Consider the following 21,759-nt stretch of genomic DNA (forward strand, 5'->3'; position numbering starts at 1 on the left):
CGCCCAGGACGGTCTTCGACAGGAAGTCCCGGCCGCGGTCGACGCGTACGTGCTCGGGTATGCCGCCCGCTGGCCCGTACGGGCCGGTGCGCAGCACGGCGGCGCGCAGAGCCGCCAGGATCGAGGCCCTTGAGGGATGGCCGGGGGTGACTGCGGTGCCCGTGATGGCCTTCGTCGCGACATCGATGAACCACGTCACCCACGGGCGCACCAGCTCCCCGTCCGCGTCGACCACAAGCGGCGCCTGGACGTGGTCGGACTCCCAGGTGTGGTTCCGCCACAGCCTCGGCCTGCGCCCGAACACATCGTGAGCCCGGGCCGCCTCCGGACCCCGGGCCAGGCCCGCGCGTTCGCCCGCGGTCAGGTCACGGCGCACCGCGCGCAGGAACGTCGACAACGACGGCACCGGATCGAGCAAGGGAACCGCCTCCATCGGCGCCCCGCCTGGCACCGCGGTGACCAGATCACCGGCTGCGGCACGGGCGCGGACCACCAGCTGCCGGTGTACCGCCGAGGCGTTGCCCCGCCAGTACGCCAGGAGCACCCGCACCTGCGACGTCACCTCGAACCGGTCCACCGTTCTCGCCCCCGGACGGGCCGCCATACGGGGCTCGGCGTCAGCCTGCGCGAGCCACCGCCACACCGTCCGCTCCGACACCCCCAGACACTCCCCCGCAAGGCGCACGTGCCCCCGTGAAAGCCGCCTCTGGGCCCGCAGCCGCAGCAGCCGCTGAACCACAGCACCGCGCAACGCGGCGAGCGCCGGACCCTGGAGCTCAGGCACCGGCTCTGGCACGTCCAGCGGTGCCGACGCTCCCGCCTCGGATGAACTGATCATGGAACCGCTCCCTGCCGCCCGCTGTTGGTCTCCCTTTTCGATCCTGTGCCGTCGGCCGTTACGGGTAGGGGCCAAGCCGGGCGCAGGCCTGCTCGATCAACACACGGTCCACGCGTACGTCCCTGCCTCGCTTGGACAGGGCGTAGACATGGGAGGTGATCTTCGCCCAGGTACGGAAATTGCCCCGCGCAACCGTCGCATCCGCCCATCCCACGTCCGCCGGCTCGACGCCCTCCCACACGTCATGGAACATCGCCAGCGTCTCTGCGAGCCGCTCCTGGTCCAGGCCGGGAACCTGGTGCCAGGTCAGCACCCGCGACCGCAACGCAGGCGCCCGCGCGATCACCCGCTCCGCACCCGCCCCACACAACAGCAGCGCGGCAGCCGTACCCGGCTCGTCCCACAGCAGACGCAGGTAGTCCAGCAGCGGCGGGGACAGGCGCTGTACGTCATCGAGGAACAGCACCCCAGGCCTGCGCAGCGCCTCTCCGAGGGCGCGGTCCGCCGACTGCGCCCGGTGCGAGAGAGAACCCGCCGCCAGCCCGAGCGCGTCCAGCAGCGAAGCGCGCATCTGCGGCAGGCCCGGCTTCACGCCGACCACCGCCCGCCATACAGGCACCCGATCAGGCAGCAGATGCAGCGACTGCTGCACGGCCACCGTCTTCCCCACCCCCGGCTCCCCGAACACACACCCAATTCCCCGCGCGGCCACGGTGTGCCCCGCGGCTTCCACCACAGCAGCAACGCCGGCCGTCGACACCACCCGGGCACCCGGCACAAACAGCCGCACCCCACCCCGCGACGGACCGGTCTTCCCCTCGTCCGGCTCGGCAACAGCTGGGACTTCCGAAACCGCGTCCACCACCGGCAGACCCTCACCCGCCCGCTGCAGCTTCAGGTCGGCCAGAACCCGCTCATACCGGCTGGCCTCGACCCGGTTCCGGGAAGGCCTCGCCACCTCCAGCACCCGCCCCGCCCGCAGATCACGGAGCACCACGCGCTGGAGCGTCGAGAGAGACGGGACGCGCCCGACACCCCACTCCTCCAGCCCACCATCGGCGTGTGCCCGCTCTATCCGCCGATGCAAGCCGGAGACGTTACCGCCCTCTTCCGCGAGGACCGCCCACAACGCATCACTCAACGCGAACCCGTCCCCGCGCGGCCTCGCCTCCATCCGCCCCGCCCGCCCCTCAGCGAGCCAACGCCACACCGTCCGCTCCGACACCCCGGCAAGCTCCGCCGCGACCTTCACATGCAGCCGCGATACAACCCCCGACTCCTCCACCGCGAGCAGACGCCGAACCACCACACCCCGACCCGCACCAGACCCCGCAACCGAAGCCCCTGCCTCACCACGTACACCGCGACCCGACCGAGCAGCCATACCCACCAGCACAGCCCAAGCAAGCCACCCCGAACACAGGAACTTTCAACCCTGTGACAGCCACACCATCCACGTGCTATCGGCCAATGGCAGCCCCCTGGTCAACCCATGACAGCCATCACAGACCCAGGAACCGTGCTGTACCAGGCCAGAAACCCATCACGCAGCGATGACGCCCAAACCCCGCCACCACACCCCCAACTCACACTTGGTGTCCAGGTCGGTGAGGGCGCCCAGGACGGTCTTCGACAGGAAGTCCCGGCCGCGGTCGACGCGCACGTGCTCAGGGATGCCCCCCGCGGGCCCGTAGGGGCCGGTGCGCAGCACCGCGGCGCGCAGGGCCGCCAGGATCGAGGCCCTCGACGGATGGCCGGGGGTGACCGCGGTGCCGGTGATGGTCTTCGTCGCGACGTCGATGAACCACGTCACCCACGGGCGCACCAGCTCCCCGTCCGCGTCGACCACCAGCGGCGCCTGAACGTGGTCGGCCTCCCAGGTCTGGTTCCGCCACAGTGCCGGGCGCCGCCCGAACACCTCGTGGGCCCGGGCCGCCTCCGGCCCGCGGGCCAGACCCGCGCGCTCGCCCGCGGTCAGGTCATGGCGCACCGCACGCAGGAACGTCGACAACGACGGCACCGGATCCAGCAGCGGCACCGACTCCATCGGCGCGCCAGCCGGCACCGCGAGGGCCTGCTCACCGGCCGCCGTCTTCGCGCGGGCCACCAGTTGCCGGTGGACCGCGGACGCGTTGCCCCGCCAGTACGCGAGCAGCACCCGTACCTCCGGCGTCACCTCGAACCGGAACACCGGCAGGGCACCCGGAACAGCCCCTGCGTCCGGATCGGCTTCGGCCTGCGCGAGCCACCGCCACACCGTCCGCTCCGACACCCCCAGACACTCCCCCACAAGGCGCACATGCCCCCGCGACAACCGACCCTGGGCCCGCAGCCGCAACAACCGCTGCACAGCAGGGCCGCGCAACGCCGCGAGCGCCGGACCCTGGAGCTCGGGCATCGGTTTTGACACGTCCAGCGGTACCCCCGCCTCGGATGAGCTGATCACGGAACCGCCCTCTGCCGTCGGTCTTGGCCTCCTTCTTCCGATCCCGCCCCGCCGGGCGCTACGGGTAAGGCCCCAACCGAGCACAGGCCTGCTCCATCAGCGCACGGTCCACCCGCACGTCCCGGCCGCGCTTCGACAGCGCGTAGACATGGGAAGTGATCTTCGCCCAGGTACGGAAGTTGCCCCGCGCCACCGTCGCATCCCACGTCCGCCGGCTCGGCGCCTTCCCACACGTCATGGAACATCGCCAGCGTCTCCGAGAGCCGCTCCTGATCCAGCTCGGGGACCTGGTGCCAGGTCAACACCCGTGACCTCAGCGCCGGCGCCCGCGCGATCACCAGCTCCGCACCCGCCCCACACAGCAGCAATACCGCCGCCGTACCCGGCTCGTCCCACAGCAGCCGCAGGTAGTCCAGCAGCGGCGGGGACAAACGTTGCGCATCGTCAAGGAACAACACCCCGGGCCGGCGCAGCTGCCGGCCGCCGGGCACGTCTCGCCGCGGAGGCGGCGGAGGCACCCTGTCCGGCAGACGAAGCGCCCGCAGCCGCGCCCCGCTCCCCCGGCCGGCGCCGACTCGGTATGGGAACGGACGCAGGCGCGCCGTGATCTCGCCGCACCGGCCGGCGCTGGCGTCTGCTTGGGGCGGCCCGGTGGTACTGCCCCCGGGAACCGGGCACCGAGCCTTGCCCACGCACGCCATATCGGCACGGGCTGGACCCCGACTCTAGCCCCGGTCCACACGGCCCGGGGCGGGCGCCCGTCCCGGCCCCGGGCCGGACTGTCCGGAGGCCGGCTGACCCGGGGCGCGCGCGGCCAGCTCGTCCACGGTGGCCGCGGCTCGGCGCAGCCGGTCGGCGTCGAGACGGTACGGCTGGCCGTCCTCCAGGGCGTCGGCCACGTCCCGAAGGAGGGCGGCCGCCATCGCCGCGGCGAACACCGCATGGTCACGGGGCAGATCAGCGGGGGGCCGAGTCACCGGGTGTCGCCGTTCCACACGAACCGCCCACTCCCCGCAGGGTCAACGGGGTCGGGAACGTAGTCGGACCGGCCACCCGGACCCCACAGACCAGTGTCCGTGGCCAGCAGCACGCCGTCTGCCCGCTCCCCGCACTCAGTCCCATCACGTCCAGCAGCTGCCCGTCCAACGGACCGCCCACGAGCTCCACAGAGGCATGCCCGGCCACCGGCCCCACCGGCTCATCCGCACACGCCCCGTACACCCGCATACCCGCATACCCGCCCACCCCTCCATCACAGCCACCAGCCTTCCACCAACACCGGTCGGTGAGCGGCTCGTTCGTGTGGCTGAGCGCCGCACTTGGCGGCTCTCGCCAACTGCGGCGCTCAGAAGCCACCCGGAGTCGTCTACCGCGTGGTTGCCTGTTCTATCAGGGTGACCACCGCTCGCGGGTCGTCCACTTCCACCACCAGCCGGGTGTAGTGCTCGTCCGCCAGCTCGATGACGATCGCCTTTTCCGGGTTCCGTACGTCCCAGAAGATGCGCTCGCCCTCGTGGTGCCAGGTGCCGGCGGTGATGACTCCGGGGAGATGGGTGCCCGGGGCTCGCAGACCCTTGCGGTCGCGGATGATTCCGGGGTCGTGGGTCGCGCCGCGCACATTCGCCAGGGGGATCTCCAGGCGGCTTTTCAGCGCCCACAGCTTGTCCAGGCCCTCGACTGTGACGATGAGGGTGGTGTTCTCGACGGTGATGCGGGCCATGCTCAGTCTCCTGTCGGTCGGATGTGCCGGGCGAGGTGGACCACGGGCCCGGGCTGGTTGCGGATGCGCGCGCCTAGGACGGTCGCGGTGAGCGCGGGGGCCAGCTCGGGCGGGGCGAAGTCGGCCAGGGCCTGGTCCAGGGCTTGGAAGGCTTCGGCGACCAGTTCCGCGATCTCGGGGTCGTGCGGGGCCCGTTCGACTGCGGCCAGCAGGAGCAGGCCGGCAGCCGGGCCGCTGTCGTACGAGGCCGCCGCCGACGCCAGGGCCTGGGCGAGGTCGCCGCTCGAGGCAAGCGCGGTCACGAGCGGGCGGACCTGCTCCTCCACGTGGGTGCGCAGAGCGGAGAGGTAGAGGCCGCGCTTGCTCCCGAACACCTTGTAGAGGCTGCCCCGGTGCACGCCGAGGCCATTGACCAGATCGTCGATCGACGTGCCCTCGTAACCGTGGGCCGCGAACAGCTCGGCTGCAGCCCGAATGACGTGTCCTTCGTCGAAGGCGCGTGGTCTTCCCATGCCTCGACCCTACAAGTTTAAGAACGACCAGTCAAGAACGACCGTTCTTAAACTCGGCGCGCAGAATGGCCCACGCACCGGGATGCGGCCCTCGCTGCTCCGCGGTGAGCAGCCGGAGGTCGGGCTTGGGGCGGAGCATCGCGATGACCGTCTCGTTCACGGCCATGGGGTGGGTGGCCCCGCTGGAGCCCGCGCCGCGCGCAGTCGAGCCCATCTCCGACAGCGGGCGCCCCAGCTCGTAGGAGGCGGACTCCAGGCCCTTGGCGGTCAGGTTGCACAGCGACTCCCCCGCCCGGGTGGTACCGCCGTTCTCGGCCAGACCGCGCTTACGCAGATCCGAGAGCGCACCCGCATGCGAGGCCGTACGGGCAGAGCGGATCCTGTCCCAGCCCGCCGTCCAGCTGATGACCACCAACCGCCTCACCCCCGACCAGACAACCGCCCTACAGACCTGGGCGCGCAACGTCGTCCACCTGCCCCACGGCCAGCGGCAGACCAGCGGAGAGGTTGATCCCTGGGAGTGGACACCGGGTTTCATGCGATGAGTGACAGCGTACGTGTCGTGATCAGTTGTTGTTCGAACTCTGCTGGTGTGAGGTAGCCGAGGGCGGAGTGGCGGCGGCGCCGGTTGTAGTAGGAAAGCCAGCGGAACAGCTCGAGCCGGGTCTGTGTCTGTGAAGTCCAGCGGCGTCCGTGGAGCAACTCGCGCTTGAGGCCCTGGAAGAACGACTCGGCGAGGGCGTTGTCGTAGATCGAGCCGACCCGGCCCATGCTGCGGCGGATGCCGTGCCGGCGGCAGACGTCGACGAAGACGGCCGCGCTGTACTGGGCGCCCCTGTCGGTGTGGAACACGACGCCGTGGACCCGGCCGCCGCGGGCGGCCACGGCCATCTCGATCGCATCGGTGACCAGCGAGGTGCGCATGCGGTCCGCGATCGACCAGCCCACTACCTTCCTCGAGCAGATGTCGATCACCGTCGCGAGGTAGAGCCAGGTCGGGCCGACGGCTATGTAAGTGATGTCGCCGCACCATCTGGTGTTGAGCGTGTCCGCGGTGAAGTCATGCATCACCAGGTCCGGCGCAGGCGGTGTGGTCCTGTCCGCGATCGTCGTCCGCTTCTTCTTCCGCAGGTGCCGGCCGACGATGTGGTTGACGCGCATCAGCCGGGTCACGCGCTTGCGGTTGATCCTCCGCCCCCGCGTACGCAGCTCTGCGTGGATGCGCGGGGCACCGTAGACGCCATGGTGCTCGAGGTGGATGGCGCGGATTTCACTCACGGTCCGCTTCTCCTCGGCCTGGCGTTCGGCGCGGGCCGGCTCGGTGGCCAGGTGCCGGTAGTAGCCGGCGCGGGATGCCCCGAGCACGCGGCAGATCCGCTTGACGCCGAAGTCGGCACGGTTCTCGGAGATGAAGGCCCAGCGGCGGGGGCTCACTTCACCTCCCGGGCGAAATAGGCGGCTGCCCGGCGCAGGATCTCGCGCTCCAGCTGCCACTCCTGCTCGGCCTTGAGCAGCCTGGCGTTCTCAGCCCGCAGCCGGGCCAGCTCTTCCACCGTACTCACGCCGCCGCCGTGATCATCGGACGTGGCCTGGGCCTCGTCCTTGCGGACCCACGTCCGCAGCGACTCCGCGGTGATACCGAGATCCGCGGCCACCTGCGCGTACGTCCGCTTCCCGGCCGCGGCGCGGAAGAGCGCGACAGCGTCCTTCCTGAACTCCTCCGGATACGGAGACTTGCGTCCCACCTGGACATCCCTCCCTGGACCATCAAGATCCATTGTCAGGGTGTCCACTCCAAAGGATCAGCCTCAGTCTCACGGATTCCCGGCACCGGCGTAACCAGCACAAATCAAGCACCAAGTCACGGGGCAGGCCATGCGGCCTGATGGACAACCACACGCACCGTCGCACCTGGTGGGTCATGCAGCCCTGGCGGAGCGTCGTAGTGGAGCGTGAGGGTGGAAGCATCCGGGCCCAGGCCGTGGACGTGGACGGTGGCCAGCTGGGTGCAGGACGCAGCGGTCAACACCGCGGTCGTCGTCTCAGCGGGTGTGCGGTCGCGGTGCGAGCTGGAATGGGCAAGTTCCTTTGCCGGAAAGGGTCCTTGGCGTACGGTTCGCCCATCGAGGGGAGGTACCGGCCATTTCCGTATTCGATGAACTGCACGAACTCGGGGGCTTCGGCGTCGCGTGTCTGACTCTGACCGGCACGCTGGTGCGGCAGGAAGCACGGCGCTTTCCTGTTCTGGCTCCGTCGGCCGGCTGGCAGGAGGCCGACGAAGAGGATCTGCTGAGTGAGTTCCTGGTAGATCGCCTCCAGGCGGTCACTGCCAATGTCCTGGCTCTGGCCACCGACGATGGCAGTGTCGGACGATTGCTGCGGACGTCGATCCGGCGCTGGTTGATCGACCAGGCCCGCAAGACTGCGCTCGGTTCGGTCAGGCGCTCGCTGGAAGAGGTGCTGACGGAGTGCAGTGCCTTCGAGGCCGTACCGCCGGGCGAGGCGGGGGCCGGTAGGTGGCGCTTGTCCGGCACCATGGTGCAGCCCTGGTCTGGTCCCCCCGACCTGCTCGTCGAAGCCGCGTACGCCGTGCCGAACATCAAGATCCCGAGGTGGACCAGTGAAACGCGTCGTGCCCCTCTCGCTGACAGGAGGTCGCTGGAAGCTGTGATCCGTGCGGTTTTGTCCACCGCCGCTGGATCGATGGAGGTCGCGCAGCTCGTCGAGGTGTTCATCGCTCGTTTTCCCGTGGCGCTGGATCCGATGGTCCTCCCGCTCCCCGACGATGCGGGTTCGCAGATCTCCGCCAGTGCGCACGCCTCTCCGGAGGAGATCGTGCTTGCTCGCGACGACGAGGCCGGTGCGGCGTCTGCCGCGGCACAGATCGTGGCCATGCTCAGCCCTCAGGAGCGGGGCATGGTCGCGTATCTGGAGAGCCCGGGGGAGCTCCAGACGATGTTGGGCTGCGGCCGGTCCCAGGCGTATCAGCACAGAACACGTCTGAAGGAGAAACTGCAGCAGCTCGTCGGGAACGGAGACGGGGACCAGGTACGTTCGGTGGGGTCGGAGGTGATCCGGCTGTGCAGCGAAGCGGCACAGAAACGATGAGCGCGGCCGGGGCCGGACGTCCTGGCCGGTATGACGTCAGTCGATGGTGGAGGCCTGCTCAGTCGATGGATGCGGGAGGACACCATGAGTGACTCAGGAGTGCCGCAGCGGTTCCTGGACCTAGCCCGGCAGATGCGTGGGCCGCATGCTCTGTCGGAGGCAGGGCTGAAGGAGCGCTTCGGTGATCCGGCTGAGGCGGAGATCAAGGCTGGTCAGGTGTGGCGGGCACGCTGGGACGAGGTCAGCGTGCTCGTGCTGATCCTGGAGGTGGAGGCCCGTGAGGTGAACGCCGTCCCCATCACGATCGACCCGCCTGGTGAGGATGAGACCAGCGTGGTCGTGAACGGGGCACGTACCGCGTTCGGCGTCGACGCCACCGTGTGGGCAGGGCTGGTCTCCTGTGTCCCCATGCGCGTGCTGGAGCGCGTGGTCGATGCCTGGGACGAGGACATCGTGGAATGTGCGGCGGCTCGGGCCCAGGGCCGGCCGGCGCCAGCCGCGGCAGGGGTACGCCAGGGACAGATGATCCGTTCCGCCCTGGAGCCGGACGCCGAGACGCGAGCTGGCCTCGCCGATGACCTGGAGCATCTGCAGCATGCGCCCGGTCTGCCAGCTCAGGAGAACGGGCGGCTTCCCGGGACGTTGGCGTCGCTGCTCGGCGACCGGTTGGACTTGAGGACGCTGTGCTCTGCCTTGGAGATGCCGCAGCCCGAGGTCATGAAACTGCTTCGCGGCAAGGCTCCGCTGCCTGCCGACCGGATCGACGCCATCGCCGCGGCGACCGGGCTGAGCGCAGAGCAGATCGCCCGGACGGTCCGTCCCCTGCCCGCCGATCTCGTCCAGGCCATAGAGCACCCGCGGTGGCGCTCGGTATGGGTACGCCGCGCCCGGCAACTGGAGATCAGTGAAGCTCAGGCGCGTCTTTGGGGCAGTTACGGCGCCTTCGCCCTGGCAGCTCGCGAAACAGGCGGTGGCACGGCCGACTGGGACGCCCGCCTGAAGCAGTTCCTCGGCGGCGAGGACAGTACAAAGGACGGCTCGTGACACGGCGCCGGTTCGACCAGGAGGCTCCGCGTCAGGCGGAGGCGATGATCTCGGCCCTTGAGCGACTGCACCCCGGCACCATGGAAGCGCTGCGCGCTGATCCGCTGGCCGAGCTGGGCCGCTGGACGAACATCCAGGTGTCGTTGGAGGCCGCGTCGGACGGCGGTGGCCGGTGCTCGGTCGCCGGCAGCTACCGGTCGCAGACCGATCCCCCCACGCTGGTGGTCGGGGCGGCCCGCTCACATCGGCGCCGGGGATTCACCGGTCTGCACGAGCTGGGCCACCATCTCCAGCAGACCGACCCCGAGCTGGGGCAGCGCCTGTTCGACTGGGAGGACTCCGAAGCGTTCGAGGAAGCCGCATGTGACGCCTTCGCCGCGCGCATCCTCGTGCCGGATGCCCAGATTGCCGCGGACGTACGTCGCCGCGGGCCCTGCGCCGACGATGTGGTCGCCATGTTCCGCACCTCCCGGGCATCGCGCGAGGCGTGCTGTGTACGTGCGGCGCAGTACCTGGCCGGCGGGGGCGTGGTCGTCCTGTTCAACGCCGCGGGCCGGGTGCTGTTCGCCGCGGCTCACGGCATGATTCCGCCGGCTCAAGGCTCCGACCAGTCGGGCACCCCACTCCTGGCTGCGGCCCTGGGGACCCGCGCCACGGTAGAGCGCGACAAGACGTTCGTGCTCTACCGGTCCGGCCAGCAGAGCGATCTGCTGTACGGGCAGGCTGCATGGTGTGACGAGGACTATCTGATCGCGGTGCTCGCCGAGGACAACGTGGCCTGGCGTGCCTTCACAGCGCCGCGACCACGGACCGGGAGCTCCCGGTTTGGTTCCTGGTGGGAATGCGAGACGTGCGGGGAGTCATTCAAGATCACCGAGCCGGGGTGTATGGAGTGCGGGGATCCTTCGTGCGGGCAGGGGCACTGTGGCTGCACGGCCGCCAGGAGGCGGACCGACCGTGCCTGCAATGAGTGCTTCATGGTCCTGGCCCCGTCCCGGTTCGAGGGTGCGAACACGGTCTGCCGCGACTGTTCCTGACCTGATCTCAGCGAGGGAGAGGGCCGCCCGGACGATCTCGACGATGTGACGTCAGAGGAGGGTGAGCCGCCAAGTGACGGCTCCGCCCGGGGAACGTCCCGGGCGATGTGCGGCGCTCAGCGCCCCTCACCTGAACGGGCACATCCTCATGGGATACACCGAGGACATCCTCAACGACATCCGCAGCCAGATCGACGCCCACCCTGAGCCGCTGGCGCAGGCACGTACGCGGCTGGACCTGGTCACCTCAAGCGCGATCGGCTTCACGGGCGCCCTGCGGACCTATCGCAGTGGTTCGCTGCCCCAGCACACCTTCATCCACCCGGTCGGCGACGGTGACGGCGGAGTCGTCCTGGACCGGCGCGTGTATCCGCGGCTCGGACCGGACGGGGACGGCGAGACGCCGGCCGCGATCACCACCGAGCTGTGCGCGCTGCTCGGCCCCGCGGTGCGCGAGGTGTACCCGAAGGCCCGCTGCGGCACCTCCAAGCGCGGCCCGAAAATCACCTTCGGGGAACCGATCGACGGCCAGGACCCAACGGTGGACCTGGTCGTGGCCCTCATCCGGAAGGAGGGGGGCGGGCTGTGGATCCCGAACCTGGAGACCGACCGGTGGGAGGCGTCCGACCCGGAGGGGCACGTCGAGCTCTTCACCGACGGGACGCAGTCCCATCGCCGTACCCGCCGCAGGGTGGTGCGCCTGCTGAAGGCGTGGAACAAGCAGTACTCCCAGCCCGGCTTCTCCTCGCACAACCTGACGGTCTGGGCGTGGGAGTTCATCGAGCCGGGGATAGGCGTGGCGAAGGCGCTGAGCACGGTGCTGTCCAAGGCTGCGGCCCGGGTAGAGGCCGGTACGGCGACCAAGGACCCGCTCGGGGTCTCGCCGAACGTGAAGCTGCTGGTAGGGCGCGAGACTGCGGCCCGGCGGCTGCGCGGGGCGGCGGACGGCGTGGCCGAGGCTCTGGCGGTCGACGACGACCGCGAGGCGGTGCTGTCGGCCCTGTCGGGGGTGTTCTACCGGTACGTGCAGGCCCCGGTGTCCGACAGTTTCGCGGGCAAGATCGCGGCGCTGCGGCAGTACGCCCCCGTCACGACGGTGGCTCTGGGGCTGAGCGGGCCGACGGCCGATGTACGGCCCACCCGGGCCTACGGCGCCGGACCGCACGCGTGAGACACCGTCCTGCCTGGCGTGCGCCGGCCTGGTTCGCCAGGCCGGCGGCACGCATCGCCTTCCAGCGCCGCCTGGCCGCCTGCGGCCAGGCGGTCAGGGTCATCCCGCCTCCGCACCGCTTCCGGGGTGGCTTCGCCCTGGCCGTCCAGCTGCAGGTCGTGGACGTCGTCGAGCAGACAGTCTCGATCGTTTTCAGCCCAGGGGCCCCCAACGTGCCGCACGTATACACCGACGGGCCGTCCGAGTCGCCTCACCGGTACTCCGACGGTGCTCTGTGCATGTGGTACCCGTACGATGCGCCTGAGCAGCGCTGGGTCCGCGAGGACGGGCCGGAGTCCTTGCTGGGGCATGTGGTGGCCCATCTACTGCGTGAACAATGGTGGCGCGGCACGGGCGAGTGGCCCGGCAAGGAAGCTCCCCACGGCACGTGAGCGGCGTGCCCGGTATCGGCTTGGAGGCCGTCATGACGCCCGTCCAGACGGCAGTTGCGCCGCCAGCTCCCTCTGCGTCGGCGACCGCCCCGGTGCATTCCGCGACGCCTGCGGCCCCCTCCGTGCCGGTCCAGGTGGTGTCGACGGCCACCGTGGTTCCTTCCGCGCCGCCCCCGGCCCCTGCTGCGGCCGATGCCGCCTCGGTATGGCCGGCCGTGGTGTCCGGGGCGTTCCTCGCCGCCGCGCTCACCGCGGCCATCAACATCTGGCTCGCACGACGAAAGAGCCGGGAGGAGGAGATCAGCAGGCTCCGGACCGCCTTCGCCGAGGCCTTCGCCGCCCACAGCGCCTACAAGGAGATGCCCTACGCCATCAGACGGCGCCGGTTCGACGCCGCGGCCGAGGAACGGGTGCGGCTGTCGGAGACGTTGCGGGAGATCCAGGGCAACCTCTCGTACCACCTTGCGTGGACGAAGATCGAATCCGAAGTGGTGGGTGCTGCTTACGCCGAACTCGTCCAGGAGCTACGTAGGACGGCCGGAGCAGCCATGCACGCAGCGTGGGAAGCGCCTCCCATCGAGAGCGACACCGCCATGAACATCCCACCGGCACAGATCGACCTCAGCGCGCTGCAGACACTGGAGACCGCCTACATCGCTGCCGTCCGGGAACACCTGCGCGCGCTCAAAAGACCGTGGTGGTCCCGGTAGAAGGTCACACGGCGCCTGTCACACGCAATTGTCGAGTTCGACCTGGCTGATACCAATCAACCGAGATAGATCGATTCAGGCGGAATATGTCACCGTTCGCTGGCTGGCTCCGCAGGGCCATTACCGGATGGCCTGATGGGCTGTTTATATCGGTATGCAGAGGGCGGCAGGACGGGGTGGGGCGGGGGCGGCGTCGGACGGTGTGGAGCTGACCGACGTGCTGTTCTGGCACCAGAAGACGCAGTGTCGGCGTTGGTCCGAAGCTGCTGCCGAGGTGGCTTTCGAGCTGTGTCCACCTCTGAGGCCATTTCCGGTCCGTAGAGGGAAACGGCTGGCCCCGGGGTGGTGGTGGTCGGCAACCACCGGGCGGCTGGTGCACTACGGGTCCGCGGCTATGCGGCTACACCTGATGCTGCTCGACCGCGACCGGCGGGTCAGTGGCCTCGCTGCCCGGCCGCTGGAATTGCAATGGCGTGAGCCGGGCGGAGTGCGCATACATACTCCGCAGTTGATGCTCCGGCTCACCGACGGCCAGGGGGCGCTCGCCGACTGCACCTCTCGCCCGGGGCTGTCGCAGCGTCAGCAATACCTCGCGGCTGTGCTCGGGGAGATGTGTGCGGCCGTGGGCTGGCAGTACTGGGTGCTCGGGCCTGTCGACCCGGTCTACCGGCGCAACGTGGCCTGGCTGGCCGGGTACCGGCACCCGCGCCACCAAGGCGGAGGGCAGGTGGCGGCGGCGCTGCAGGAGGCATTCGCGGCACAGACACCGCTCTGGGAGGGCGTACGCGGTATCCGGGATCCGCTGGTGGTGCTTCCGGCGCTGTTCCATGCGCTCTGGGCGGGGCGGCTGTCGGCGGACCTGGGTGTGCCGATGCATGAGCGGATGCCGGTGTGGGCGCAGGTGGCGGGATGAGGGAAGGTGGCACGGTGCCTGGCGGGCCGGTGGTGGAGTTGGGGTGCCGGGTGCGTTTCGAGGGGCGGACGTGGACGGTGGCTGCTCTGGCCGGCGGTCAGGTGCGGCTGGTCGCCGAGGACGGTGAGGTAGCCGCGGTGCTGTTGTCGCTGCTGTTCGCCGGTGCGGGGTTCGAGGTGCTGGATGGGCCTGGGGTGTCCAGGGTGCCGCCGTTGGGTTTGCTGGAGTCGTTGCCCGAGGCGGTGCGGGAACGGGCGTTCGCGTGGGAGCGGCATGTGCGGGAGGTCGAGACGGGACTGCCGGGCGGGCCCGGCTCGGGAGGGCTGCCGCGGGCGGAGTACGACCCGGGTGTGCGGACGCTGGCGCAGCGCGATGAGGCGAAGGCGGCGGAGCTGTCGGCGTCCGGGATGCCCGCCAGCGCGGTGACGGTGCGGCGGATGCGGGCCCGCTACCGCCGGGAGGGAGTGTGGGGGCTGGTCGATCACCGGACCACCCGGCCTCGCTCTGTCCTGGGGCGGGCGGACGAGCGGGTGGTGCTGCCCTGGGTGAGGTCCTGGAGGTCGGGCAGGAGCGCTCCGGCGGGACACTGGGACGGCTTCGGCTGTATACCGGGCGCCTGCTGGCCGAGCGGTACGGACAGGGGGCGGTGCCGCTGCCGTCGGCTGCGGCGTTCAACCGGCTCGTGCATGCCCTCGCCGACGGGCGCGGGCTGCTGGGCAGCGCGCGGCAGCGCCAGTGGCGGACAGCACGGCCGGCTCTCCCGTTCGTGCCGACGACCGTGATGGCGCCCGGTGAGCTGGTGATGATGGACAGCACCGTGCTGGATGCCTTCGTGGTGCTGGACGACGGGGTGGTGGAGCGTCCGGAGCTCACCATCGCGCTGGATGTGGCGACCCGCAGCATCTGTGCGGCCGTGCTGCGGGCGAAGGGGACCCGCAGTGCGGACGCGGCGGAGCTGCTGGCGCAGATGATGGTCCCGGCGCCGCTGCGGGACAGCTGGTCCGAGGCCCTGGCGATGGAAGCGTCGGTGATCCCCTACGAGCGGCTGCTGAGCGTGGATGCCCGGTTGAAGGGGGCCGCGGCGCGGCCGGTGATCACACCGCAGACCATCGTGGTCGACCAGGGCAACGTGTTCATCTCGTCCTCGTTCATCGCCGCCTGCGATTCACTGGGCATCTCCGTGCAGCCCACGCCGCCGGGCAACGGGCCTGACAAAGGGCACGTCGAGCGCACCTTCTCCTCGATCAAGACACTGTTCGTGCAGCACGTCGCCGGCTATACCGGCGCGCACACCGGCGAGCGGGGCCGGGACGTCGAGGGGGAGGCGGTGTGGACACTCGGTCAGCTCAATGACCTGCTGCAGGAGTGGATCATCTGCGGATGGCAGGAGCGTGGGCACGACGGTCTGCGGCATCCGATGATGCCGCGCTGCGCCCTGTCACCGAACGAGATGTGGGCGGCGCTGGTGTCGGTGTGTGGGTACGTCCCGGTGCCGTTGGGGCGTGAGGACTACATCGAGCTGATGCCCCTCAAACGGCAGAAGATCAACGACTACGGCATCCGCATCGACTACCGCACCTACGACGCGGCAGTCCTCAACCCCTACCGCGGCGAGCGCTCGACGGCGGCGGACGGCCTGTGGGAAATCCACTACAACCCGCACGCTCCCGGCCGGGTCTGGGTACGCATGCCGCGGCCTGGCCAGCCGCGTGGATGGGTGTGGGAGGAAGTTCCGTGGATTCACGGAACCCTGGTCACCGTCCCGTTCACCGACTTCACCTGGCAGCACGTCCGACGGGCCGTCGCCCGGCGCGCAGACCGCGCCGAGCACGAACACGACCTGGCCCTCGCCCTGCGGGAGCTTCTGGAACGCGCGGCCGCCGGGCACGGCACCCGCCGGGAGAAAGCGGTCGCTGCCCGAGCGCGCTCAGCCGGCACCGGCGGGGATGTGTGGGGGATCTTGTATGGCCGGCAGCCGGGGCCGGTGTCCGGTGCCCCTGAGCCTGAAGAGGACGACGCCTTCGACGACGAGGGCGACGAATGCGAGGACGAGGGCGACGAATGCGAGGACGAGTTGCCAGCCAGCGACAGTGTCCTGGGGGCTTGGCCGTCCGGGCTCGCGCCGCTGAGCGAGCCCCTGGCCAGCACAGCGCAGGACGGCGGCGTGCCTGCGTCGAGGCGGGCCCAGGTCACGGTCTACGACCCCTTCGAGGAGTCCCTGCGATGGTGAGTCCGCTTCAAAGCGACGCCGTGGGGTTCGCCCCGCTGGCCCCTCCGACCGTATGGCAGGGCTGGGACGCCTTCGTCCTCCACTCCGCGGCGCCCGCACGCGACGCCGAAGACTCCGCCTGGACACAGGCCGAACGCGAGGATTACCACTCCGAACTCGCCGTCATGCGCACCCCCGCCATGGACGACGTCTTCACCGCCGTACGCCGGCTCCTGCTGCTCAACCGCCGCCAGCAGGCCGGCGCTCGGCGCGGCCTGATCATCTCCGGTCCCGCCACAACGGGGAAGACCACAACGATGATGGCGCTGGGGCGTTCCTTCCAGCTGGCCGACGCCCGCCAGCATCCCGGCCAGGGCGAGCGGCGACCGGTGCTCTTCATCAACGTGCCGCCAGCCGCGACCCCGAAGATGCTCGTCAGCGAGTTCGCCCGGTTCCTCGGCATGCCCATCACCGAACGCCTCAACCAGACCCAGATCACCAACGCGGTGTGCGACCTCCTGTGCGAGCTGGGCACCCAGCTGATCCTCATCGACGACGTGCACCTCTTGGACACCCAGCGGCGCGCCGGCGCGGAAACCGCCGACCAGCTCAAATACCTCGGCGAACGCATCCCCGCCACCTCCGTCTACTCCGCGATCGACATCGAGACCTCCTCCCTGCTCAGCGGAGTACGCGGGGCGCAGATCGCCGGCCGCTTCAAGATCTTCCGCCACCGGCCGCTGGCGTATGCGACCGAGCAGGACCGGGCCGTCTGGGACGACCTCGTGCAGGCCATGGAAGACCTGCTGCGGCTGCGCGCGCACCGCCCCGGAACTCTCCTGAAGCACGCCGCCTACCTCCACACCCGCACCGCCGGGCGCATCGGCAGCCTCTCCCACCTCATCCGCGAAGCCGCCCTGATCGCCATCACCGAAGGCACCGAGCGCATCACCAAGCAGCTGCTGAACGAGATCGAACTCGACGCCGCAGCCGAGACACAGGCCCGGCCGCACCGGAGCGCGCGGGGGAGGTAGAAGAGGAGGCTGCTGTGGTCAGTCAGCGCAGCACGTCGGCGCCCGGGCCGCTTCAGGGGAAGGGACCCGTGCAAGGAACTGCGCGGTGCTGTGCGGTGGAGCATTGGAACGGGTCAGGCGGCGCAGCAGGGCGGATCGCACCGCTGGCCGGAGAGCTCACCCTGTCCTTCCTGACCAGGATCGCCGCCCGCTACCACCTCGACGTCAACGACCTGCTGGCTGCCGTCACCGACGCCGGTGGGATGAAGAACCTCTCAGGGGTACTCCACCCGGACAGCGAGATCGACCTCAACGTCCAGGCCCGCGCCCGGGTCACGGCACTGTGCAGGGTGCCCCCACAGGCACTTGAGCGCGCCCTGCCCGCATGGGCCCGGGAGGAACCAAAGGGCAAGTACGGGCCGGGCCCCGCCGGGCGGCTGACGCGCGGCGAGGAGACCGTCGCCTCATGGGGGCCGGCCTGCCCCGCCTGTACCGCTGCCCGGACCGGCCGCCGGGAGCCCGCACGACGGTTTCTGCGTCCGGAGGAACGCGTCTGCGTACGCCACCGGTACTGGCTCCTGGGCCTGCCCGGCACTGACGGCATGCCCGTCCGCCTAGGGTGCGTATTGAGTCGTGATCAATGGGTGGTTCGGGTGAGGTCCTTGAGCCAGATCATTGAGGCGCGTAGGTGGAGGCCGGCGAGGTAGCTGTCCGGGGTTTTGTCGTATCGGGTGGCGATGTCTCGCCAGTCTTTCAGCTTGTTGATCAGGCGCTCGACGGTGTTCCGTTCCTTGTAGAGGTCGGCGTCGTGGCTGACGGGCCGGCCGCCTCTGGAGCCCTTCTTCTTCCGGTTTGCGGCTTGGTCCTTCTTCTCAGGGATGACCGCCTTGATGCCGCGTTTGCGCAGGTGGGCGCGGTTGCCGCGGGCCGAGTAGGCCTTGTCGGCGGCGACCGCGTCGGGCCGGGTGCGGGGGCGGCCGACAGGCCCGCGGACCCGTATCCGCCCCAGCACGGGGACGAACTGCGGGCTGTCCGCGGCCTGCCCGGCGGTCAGGACGAACGCCAGCGGGCGGCACCTGCGGTCGGCGGCCAAGTGGACCTTGCTGGTCAGCCCGCCCCTGGAGCGTCCGAGGAGGGCGGCCTTCAGTCGGAGTTTGTGCCGACGCCGGATGCGCCGTCGCTCTTCCCGTTCGGGACCGTCTTCGGCGTCCTGCCCGGTTTGTTCGTCGCGGCCGCCCCCTTTGACCTGGTCTTCTTCTCCTCGGCGGCGGCCTTCTCCAGCGCGGTGACGACGTCCTGGCCCAGGTGCATGCCGGCAGCGTCGTGGTGGGCGCGGGCGGTGGTGGAGTCGATGCTGACCAGGGACAGGTCCACCTCGCCCCGCTTCGCGGCTTGCGCGATCAGGCCCTCCAGCAGGGCCTCGAAGACGCCGGCGTCACGCCACTGCCGGAAACGGTTGTGGACGGTCGACCAGGCGCCGAACTCGGTCGGCATCTCCCGCCACTGCCCGCCGGTCTTGAACCGCCAGATCACGCCCTCGAACTGCTGCCGCAGCCGCTCGGGGTACGGTCCGTACTCGCCGATCGGCAGGTACGGCCCGATGAACTGCCACTCTGCATCCGTCAGTTGCACTCGCGTCACACAAGAAGATCTACCGGACCCTGCCCCGCCGCGAAGGCGGATCCCGCAGATTGATCACGACTCAATACGCTCCCTAGGGCCTGTGTGATGTTGTGATCAGTTGGCGGTCTTCAGGAGGTTGTCGATCCAGATCATTGCGGCGCGTAGGTGGAGGCCGGCGAGGTAGCTCTCGGGCGCCTTGTCGTAGCGGGTGGCGATCCCTCGCGCGGTCGATCCTGCGGGGCGAAGCCGGGCCCCCGCGACCACAGCCGCTCGACGCCGTGCGGAGAGGTGTGTCCTGAGGGCGCACTGCCTCCCGACAGGGCAGTACGGCTAGCCGTTGTGCGTCTCGAACCTGACGACGGCGTCTGCTTCGCCCTGCCAGTCGACCGCGATGTCCACCGAATCGATCCGCCCGTACGAGGGCGGCACTATGGACAAGCGGAGGGGGTCTTCCTGCAGCCTGGGAGAGGAGCCCCGGTGCGAGGGGAGGGAGGCGAGCCAGTCGCGGACATCGGACCGGGGCATGCGGAACGACCCGGCCCATGCGGTTGCGAAGATGCTGCTGTCGATCTCCGTGCAGGCTTCGTCGTCCACACGGGCCGGGAGCCGCCAGCCGATGCTCTTCATGGCCTTCGCGCAGGTGGCCGGGCGCGTCTCGCGCGTCTCGGGCCGGGTGAACGCGTAGAGGAACGCCAGCGGCGGCCCGATCACCAGGAGTACTGCCAGGGCGATGAGCCACTTCACCCACCGGCGCATCGGCCGGGGCTGCGGCGGTTGGTGCCGGGCCTGGCGCACTGCCGCTTCCGTTTGCTGGCCGACGTTCGCCATTCCCCCACCAGTCCTTCATTCGATTTGAATGTGTTCAATATTCTTGCACGGATGCGGACCGCACCTCGGGCCGGCCGGGCGCCCCGCCGCGGACCCGGGGCTTCCGGCGGTCGTGCGGCTGCCTCGTACTCCTGCGGGGCGGCGCGCCCCCGACGTGATGTGGAGCTCGTCCGGGCCGTCGAGGATCCGTGCCGCCCGCCCCGTACGGAACAGGGCGGGCAGCGGGGTGTCCGGTCCGAGCCCCGCGGCGCCGTGGACTTGGATGGCGGCGGCCACCTGCTGGAGCATCGGGGCCGCCGCGACCTTGGCAGGCCCACCTCGGTGTGCGCGTCGTGCCTCCTGTCGAGCGGCGCGACCGCCTCGTACACGAGGGGCGGGTGGTGGACGGGGCGAGAAGGGTGCCGAAGACGTACTGCGGGACGAGCTGGTGGCCGGCGAGGGGGCCGCGCGACCCGGTCCGCTCACAGCCCGCCCGCACATGAGGTCGAAGGCGCGCCCTGCGCCTGGCCGTGCTGCCCAGCAGATGGTGGCCGGGCACGACGACCCAGTCGAGCTCGATCTCCCCCTGGGCGGCCGCTCCCAGCACCGGTAGTTCGCGTATGACGCGGAACGCGGCGAGGCGGTGGGCACGAGCAGCAGCGACAGGTCCTCGCGGTCCCGTCGGTGCGGGAGGGCACGGTGACCAGGTCCGCGTTCGCGGCCCCGGAGGTGAACCACGCGCGACGCCGTCGACCCACTGCCCGTCCGCGCCCGGTCCGCCCTGCAGCTGACGAAGGACCGGCTCGGTGCCGAGGTAGACGGTGCGGCGCTGCGCGTGGCGGTAGGCCTGCAGGATCGTCCGCAGCGCCGCCGTGGACTTGGGTGTCAGCTCTACCTCGACGGCCACCAAAAGCTGCCCGCCGGGCGGCACGGCGACCAGGTCCGGCCAGTGCACCGCGCGGCTAGTGCTGTGACCGGGAACGTTTGCCGGGTCGGGTGGTCAGGCTGCGGTTGGTAGTGGTCTGCCGCCCCAGCGGAGGCCTTTCTCGCTTCGGATGCGGGCGCGTTCGCGTCGTTGTGCGGCGAGGACGTCGGGGTGGCGGGCGTTCTGGTTGCGCCAGCGCAGGTAGGCGTGCAGGGACCGGGTCTGGACGGTGTGGTTCGGATGGTTGGAGTTGGCCAGGGTGAACTGCCGCAGCGGCCCGAAGTGGGCCTCGATGGGGTTCGCCCAGGACGCGTAGGTCGGCGTGAAGCACAGCTCGACCTTGTTTCGGTCCGCCCACCTGCGGATTTTCCAGTTCAGGTGGGCGGAGAGGTTGTCGAGGATCACGTAGATCGGGGCGCCGTCCGGGCGGGCGGCCCGGATCGATCGCAGGGCGGCCCAGGTGTGGTCGATGCCTTTGCGCCTGCGGTTGATGCCCCACAGTTTGTCGTCGCCGACCGAGTAGCAGCCGTGGAAGTAGGTGATGCCGTGGGTGCGGCGGAAGGTGGCCGGCAGCCGGTCGGGCCGGCCCTGCTTCTTCCAGCAGGATCCGGCGGTCGGACGGATGCCGAGGGGGCCGAACTCGTCGAAGGCGAACGTGCGGTCGGGACGCTTGTTGACCGCGTATTCGATCCGGGCCAGCTTGGCGTCGAAGGCCGGGTCCGGGGACTCCTTCCAGGTCTTCGTGCGCTGGAAGGAGATCCCCCGGCGGGCCAGCAGGCAGCGCAGGGCTTCCCGGCCGATCCGGACGGGCCGGGAGATGTTGCGCCGCAGGTGATCGGCGAGTTTGCGGACCGACCAGCGGGTGAAGGGCTTGCCCAGCGCGGTCGGGCGGGTGGTGGCCGTCTGGACGACGAAGTCCTCGTCGTCACGATTCAGCAGGCGGGGACGGCCTCCCGCCCACCGAGGGTCCAGGCATGCGAGCCCGATCTCGTTGAAGCGGTGGATCACGTCGCGGACGGTGTCCTCGTCCGCCTGGACCAGCCGCGCGATCACCGGGACCGTGCTGCCGCCAGCGGAGGCCAGCAGCATCATCGCCCGCCTGAACCGCACCGAGCTGGTGCTGCCCCGCCGAACGATGTGCTGAAGCTTCTGCCCCTCCTGCTCGGTTAGCCCGCGGACCCTGACCGGTAACGCCATCCCGCCTCCCCATGCCAGTCGAAGTCGTCACATCCGACCAGCACAACGAGCAACC

At 70.2% G+C, this 21,759-nt stretch carries 19 protein-coding genes and 5 pseudogenes; 11 read left to right on the plus strand and 13 right to left on the minus strand.

What is annotated here, in order from left to right; genetic code table 11:
* From ACSHWO_RS34975 to ACSHWO_RS35010, 8 genes and pseudogenes are all read right to left on the minus strand, one after another.
* Nucleotides 1-727: pseudogene (locus tag ACSHWO_RS34975) on the minus strand (Mu transposase C-terminal domain-containing protein); the annotation flags it as partial.
* 169 nt (nt 728-896) lie between these two features.
* On the minus strand, nt 897-2,147 hold the full coding sequence (locus ACSHWO_RS34980) for an AAA family ATPase (protein WP_438309466.1): 1,251 nt from the start codon (nt 2,145-2,147) through the stop codon (nt 897-899).
* A gap of 291 nt (nt 2,148-2,438) precedes the next feature.
* Nucleotides 2,439-3,236, minus strand: a pseudogene (locus ACSHWO_RS34985) (Mu transposase C-terminal domain-containing protein); the annotation flags it as partial.
* A 773-nt stretch (nt 3,237-4,009) separates the two neighbouring features.
* Nucleotides 4,010-4,261 carry a hypothetical protein gene (locus ACSHWO_RS34990; RefSeq protein ID WP_438319360.1) on the minus strand — a complete coding sequence of 84 codons (252 nt, stop codon included), beginning with the start codon at nt 4,259-4,261 and terminating at the stop codon, nt 4,010-4,012.
* Nucleotides 4,258-4,511: pseudogene (locus tag ACSHWO_RS34995) on the minus strand (hypothetical protein). Before ACSHWO_RS34995 ends, ACSHWO_RS34990 begins: the two are co-directional and overlap by 4 nt.
* A 139-nt stretch (nt 4,512-4,650) precedes the next feature.
* On the minus strand, nt 4,651-5,004 hold the full coding sequence (locus ACSHWO_RS35000) for a hypothetical protein (protein WP_385839393.1): 354 nt from the start codon (nt 5,002-5,004) through the stop codon (nt 4,651-4,653).
* 2 nt (nt 5,005-5,006) lie between these two features.
* The gene (locus tag ACSHWO_RS35005) at nt 5,007-5,516 is read right to left on the minus strand and encodes a TetR/AcrR family transcriptional regulator (RefSeq protein WP_385839394.1); all 510 of its coding nucleotides are present in this window, start codon (nt 5,514-5,516) and stop codon (nt 5,007-5,009) included.
* A 31-nt stretch (nt 5,517-5,547) separates the two neighbouring features.
* Complete coding sequence (locus tag ACSHWO_RS35010) at nt 5,548-5,931, minus strand: hypothetical protein (protein WP_438319845.1); 384 nt, start codon at nt 5,929-5,931, stop codon at nt 5,548-5,550.
* Between ACSHWO_RS35010 and ACSHWO_RS35015 the strand changes: the two are divergent.
* A pseudogene (locus ACSHWO_RS35015) lies at nt 5,888-6,019 on the plus strand (serine hydrolase); the annotation flags it as partial. The gene ACSHWO_RS35010 and the pseudogene ACSHWO_RS35015 overlap by 44 nt on opposite strands.
* Nucleotides 6,020-6,050: 31 nt before the next feature.
* On the opposite strand, the gene ACSHWO_RS35020 reads toward ACSHWO_RS35015, so the two are convergent.
* A protein-coding gene (locus ACSHWO_RS35020) for an IS3 family transposase (protein ID WP_438319825.1) occupies nt 6,051-7,261 on the minus strand; the annotation gives its coding sequence in 2 pieces (ribosomal slippage) (nt 6,051-7,015 and nt 7,015-7,261; 1,212 coding nt in all).
* 343 nt (nt 7,262-7,604) lie between these two features.
* Here ACSHWO_RS35020 and ACSHWO_RS35025 point away from each other — a divergent pair.
* The 10 genes from ACSHWO_RS35025 to ACSHWO_RS35070 all read left to right on the plus strand — a co-directional run bounded on the left by ACSHWO_RS35025 (nt 7,605) and on the right by ACSHWO_RS35070 (nt 17,859).
* On the plus strand, nt 7,605-8,624 hold the full coding sequence (locus ACSHWO_RS35025) for a hypothetical protein (protein ID WP_438319361.1): 1,020 nt from the start codon (nt 7,605-7,607) through the stop codon (nt 8,622-8,624).
* 84 nt (nt 8,625-8,708) lie between these two features.
* The gene (locus ACSHWO_RS35030) at nt 8,709-9,668 is read left to right on the plus strand and encodes a hypothetical protein (RefSeq protein ID WP_438319362.1); all 960 of its coding nucleotides are present in this window, start codon (nt 8,709-8,711) and stop codon (nt 9,666-9,668) included.
* Nucleotides 9,665-10,705, plus strand: a complete 1,041-nt coding sequence (locus tag ACSHWO_RS35035; RefSeq protein WP_438319363.1) for an ImmA/IrrE family metallo-endopeptidase — start codon at nt 9,665-9,667, stop codon at nt 10,703-10,705. Before ACSHWO_RS35030 ends, ACSHWO_RS35035 begins: the two co-directional genes overlap by 4 nt.
* 148 nt (nt 10,706-10,853) lie before the next feature.
* On the plus strand, nt 10,854-11,876 hold the full coding sequence (locus ACSHWO_RS35040; RefSeq protein WP_438319364.1) for a hypothetical protein: 1,023 nt from the start codon (nt 10,854-10,856) through the stop codon (nt 11,874-11,876).
* Nucleotides 11,873-12,307 (plus strand): hypothetical protein, encoded by a 435-nt coding sequence (locus ACSHWO_RS35045; protein WP_438319365.1) that lies wholly within the window; start codon nt 11,873-11,875, stop codon nt 12,305-12,307. The genes ACSHWO_RS35040 and ACSHWO_RS35045 overlap by 4 nt, the downstream gene beginning before the upstream one ends.
* Nucleotides 12,308-12,525: 218 nt before the next feature.
* Entirely contained in the window at nt 12,526-13,017 is a 492-nt protein-coding gene (locus ACSHWO_RS35050; protein ID WP_438319366.1) for a hypothetical protein, read from the plus strand.
* A 154-nt stretch (nt 13,018-13,171) separates the two neighbouring features.
* Nucleotides 13,172-13,930: a TnsA-like heteromeric transposase endonuclease subunit gene (locus ACSHWO_RS35055; protein ID WP_438319367.1), complete on the plus strand. Its 759-nt coding sequence runs from the start codon at nt 13,172-13,174 to the stop codon at nt 13,928-13,930.
* A 646-nt stretch (nt 13,931-14,576) separates the two neighbouring features.
* Entirely contained in the window at nt 14,577-16,160 is a 1,584-nt protein-coding gene (locus tag ACSHWO_RS35060; RefSeq protein ID WP_438319368.1) for a Mu transposase C-terminal domain-containing protein, read from the plus strand.
* Nucleotides 16,154-17,173: a TniB family NTP-binding protein gene (locus ACSHWO_RS35065; RefSeq protein ID WP_438319369.1), complete on the plus strand. Its 1,020-nt coding sequence runs from the start codon at nt 16,154-16,156 to the stop codon at nt 17,171-17,173. Before ACSHWO_RS35060 ends, ACSHWO_RS35065 begins: the two co-directional genes overlap by 7 nt.
* A 95-nt stretch (nt 17,174-17,268) precedes the next feature.
* On the plus strand, nt 17,269-17,859 hold the full coding sequence (locus tag ACSHWO_RS35070) for a TniQ family protein (RefSeq protein ID WP_438319370.1): 591 nt from the start codon (nt 17,269-17,271) through the stop codon (nt 17,857-17,859).
* Here ACSHWO_RS35070 and ACSHWO_RS35075 read toward each other — a convergent pair.
* From ACSHWO_RS35075 to ACSHWO_RS35090, 4 genes and pseudogenes are all read right to left on the minus strand, one after another.
* A pseudogene (locus ACSHWO_RS35075) lies at nt 17,790-18,793 on the minus strand (IS5 family transposase). The gene ACSHWO_RS35070 and the pseudogene ACSHWO_RS35075 overlap by 70 nt on opposite strands.
* 312 nt (nt 18,794-19,105) lie before the next feature.
* Nucleotides 19,106-19,531 carry a hypothetical protein gene (locus tag ACSHWO_RS35080; protein ID WP_438319371.1) on the minus strand — a complete coding sequence of 142 codons (426 nt, stop codon included), beginning with the start codon at nt 19,529-19,531 and terminating at the stop codon, nt 19,106-19,108.
* Between the two features lie 87 nt (nt 19,532-19,618).
* Complete coding sequence (locus ACSHWO_RS35085) at nt 19,619-20,083, minus strand: acyl-CoA dehydrogenase family protein (RefSeq protein WP_438319372.1); 465 nt, start codon at nt 20,081-20,083, stop codon at nt 19,619-19,621.
* A 499-nt stretch (nt 20,084-20,582) separates the two neighbouring features.
* Nucleotides 20,583-21,704, minus strand: a complete 1,122-nt coding sequence (locus ACSHWO_RS35090; protein WP_438310239.1) for an IS630 family transposase — start codon at nt 21,702-21,704, stop codon at nt 20,583-20,585.
* Between the last annotated feature and the right edge of the window lie 55 nt (nt 21,705-21,759).

This window comes from Streptomyces pallidus (ex Mingjun et al. 2026) (genome assembly GCF_051550185.1).
Taxonomy (GTDB): domain Bacteria; phylum Actinomycetota; class Actinomycetes; order Streptomycetales; family Streptomycetaceae; genus Streptomyces.